Here is a 3,202-nt window from a genome sequence, read left to right on the forward strand (position 1 = left end):
ACGGCGTTTCACTGCTGAGTTCGGCATGGGGTCAGGTGGGACCACCGCGCTATTGCCGCCAGACAAATCCTGTTTTCAATCCCGAACAAGCTGCCGGACTGGCCCAGGCCACTCCCGTCTCTGAAACTTTTCGTCTTTCTCTCCAACGCCCCCAAAACCCCTTCGGTGTTGTCAGGTTAAGCCGCACGGTACATTAGTACTGGTTAGCTCAACGTCTCGCCACGCTTACACACCCAGCCTATCCACGTCCTCGTCTCGAACGCTCCTTCAGTATCCTCTGGGGATAAGGGAAGACTCATCTCAAGGCAAGTTTCCCGCTTAGATGCTTTCAGCGGTTATCTCTTCCGCACTTAGCTACCGGGCAGTGCCATTGGCATGACAACCCGAACACCAGTGGTGCGTCCACTCCGGTCCTCTCGTACTAGGAGCAGCCCCTTTCAATCTTCCAGCGCCCACGGCAGATAGGGACCGAACTGTCTCACGACGTTCTAAACCCAGCTCGCGTACCACTTTAAATGGCGAACAGCCATACCCTTGGGACCTACTTCAGCCCCAGGATGTGATGAGCCGACATCGAGGTGCCAAACACCGCCGTCGATATGAACTCTTGGGCGGTATCAGCCTGTTATCCCCGGAGTACCTTTTATCCGTTGAGCGATGGCCCTTCCATGCAGAACCACCGGATCACTAAGACCTACTTTCGTACCTGCTCGCGCCGTCACGCTCGCAGTCAAGCCAGCTTATGCCTTTGCACTAACCTCACGATGTCCGACCGTGATTAGCTGACCTTCGTGCTCCTCCGTTACGCTTTGGGAGGAGACCGCCCCAGTCAAACTACCCACCAGACACTGTCCGCAACCCGGATAACGGGCTTACGTTAGAACATCAAACATTCAAGGGTGGTATTTCAAGGATGGCTCCATGCAGACTGGCGTCCACACTTCCAGGCCTCCCACCTATCCTACACATCAAGGCTCAAGGTTCAGTGTCAAGCTATAGTAAAGGTTCACGGGGTCTTTCCGTCTTGCCGCGGGTACACTGCATCTTCACAGCGAGTTCAATTTCACTGAGTCTCGGGTGGAGACAGCCTGGCCATCATTACGCCATTCGTGCAGGTCGGAACTTACCCGACAAGGAATTTCGCTACCTTAGGACCGTTATAGTTACGGCCGCCGTTTACTGGGGCTTCGATCAAGAGCTTCTCCCTAAGGATAACCCCATCAATTAACCTTCCAGCACCGGGCAGGCGTCACACCGTATACGTCCACTTTCGTGTTTGCACAGTGCTGTGTTTTTATTAAACAGTTGCAGCCAGCTGGTCTCTGCGACTGGCCTCGGCTCCGAAAGCAAGTTTCTTCACCTGACGCCAGCGTGCCTTCTCCCGAAGTTACGGCACCATTTTGCCTAGTTCCTTCACCCGAGTTCTCTCAAGCGCCTGAGTATTCTCTACCTGACCACCTGTGTCGGTTTGGGGTACGATTTCATGTTACCTGATGCTTAGAGGCTTTTCCTGGAAGCCGGGCATCTGTCACTTCAGCACCGCAGTGCCTCGTCATCACGCCTCAGTGTTATCAGGGCTCCGGATTTACCAGGAACCCCCACCTACACGCTTAAACCGGGACGACCGTCGCCCGGATGACATAGCCTTCTCCGTCCCCCCTTCGCAGTAACACCAAGTACAGGAATATTAACCTGTTGCCCATCGACTACGCTTTTCAGCCTCGCCTTAGGGGTCGACTCACCCTGCCCCGATTAACGTTGGACAGGAACCCTTGGTCTTCCGGCGTGCGGGTTTTTCACCCGCATTATCGTTACTTATGTCAGCATTCGCACTTCTGATACCTCCAGCCAACCTCACAGTTCACCTTCAACGGCTTACAGAACGCTCCCCTACCCAGCAACACATTCGTGTCGCTGCCGCAGCTTCGGTGCCTGGTTTAGCCCCGTTACATCTTCCGCGCAGGCCGACTCGACCAGTGAGCTATTACGCTTTCTTTAAATGATGGCTGCTTCTAAGCCAACATCCTGGCTGTCTGAGCCTTCCCACTTCGTTTCCCACTTAACCAGAACTTGGGGACCTTAGCTGGCGGTCTGGGTTGTTTCCCTCTTCACGACGGACGTTAGCACCCGCCGTGTGTCTCCCGTGATAACATTCTTCGGTATTCGCAGTTTGCATCGGGTTGGTAAGTCGGGATGACCCCCTAGCCGAAACAGTGCTCTACCCCCGAAGATGAGTTCACGAGGCGCTACCTAAATAGCTTTCGGGGAGAACCAGCTATCTCCCGGTTTGATTGGCCTTTCACCCCCAGCCACAAGTCATCCGCTAATTTTTCAACATTAGTCGGTTCGGTCCTCCAGTTAGTGTTACCCAACCTTCAACCTGCCCATGGCTAGATCACCGGGTTTCGGGTCTATACCCTGCAACTTAACGCCCCGTTAAGACTCGGTTTCCCTGCGGCTCCCCTATACGGTTAACCTTGCTACAGAATATAAGTCGCTGACCCATTATACAAAAGGTACGCAGTCACACCCCAAAGGGTGCTCCCACTGCTTGTACGTACACGGTTTCAGGTTCTCTTTCACTCCCCTCGCCGGGGTTCTTTTCGCCTTTCCCTCACGGTACTGGTTCACTATCGGTCAGTCAGGAGTATTTAGCCTTGGAGGATGGTCCCCCCATGTTCAGACAGGATACCACGTGTCCCGCCCTACTCATCGAACTCCCACCTTATGCATCTTCGTGTACGGGACTGTCACCCTTTACTGTGCGCCTTTCCAGACGCTTCCACTGACACACAAGCTGTTGCTGGTTCTGGGCTCCTCCCCGTTCGCTCGCCGCTACTGGGGGAATCTCGGTTGATTTCTTTTCCTCGGGGTACTGAGATGTTTCAGTTCCCCCGGTTCGCCTCGTTTGACTATGAATTCATCAAACGATAGTGCAACGGATTGCACTGGGTTTCCCCATTCGGACATCGCCGGCTATAACGGTTCATATCACCTTACCGGCGCTTATCGCAGATTAGCACGTCCTTCATCGCCTCTGACTGCCTAGGCATCCACCGTGTACGCTTAGTCGCTTAACCTCACAACCCGAAGGGGTCTTCGGACTGGGGTTGTTGAGAGACTCTTCAATGACCGCTTTCACTCAGAAAGCCGTGTCACTGAATGTTTCAATTTTTCAGCTTGTTCCAGATTGTTAAAGAGC

General features: G+C 53.8%; 1 rRNA gene. It reads right to left on the reverse strand.

Annotated elements, in window-relative coordinates:
* Window positions 1-172: 172 nt before the first annotated feature.
* Window positions 173-3,080: ribosomal RNA gene (locus Xind_RS24725) — 23S ribosomal RNA — on the reverse strand.
* Window positions 3,081-3,202 lie beyond the last annotated feature (122 nt).

The organism is Xenorhabdus indica, assembly GCF_014467235.1.
In the GTDB taxonomy this organism is placed as follows: domain Bacteria; phylum Pseudomonadota; class Gammaproteobacteria; order Enterobacterales; family Enterobacteriaceae; genus Xenorhabdus; species Xenorhabdus indica.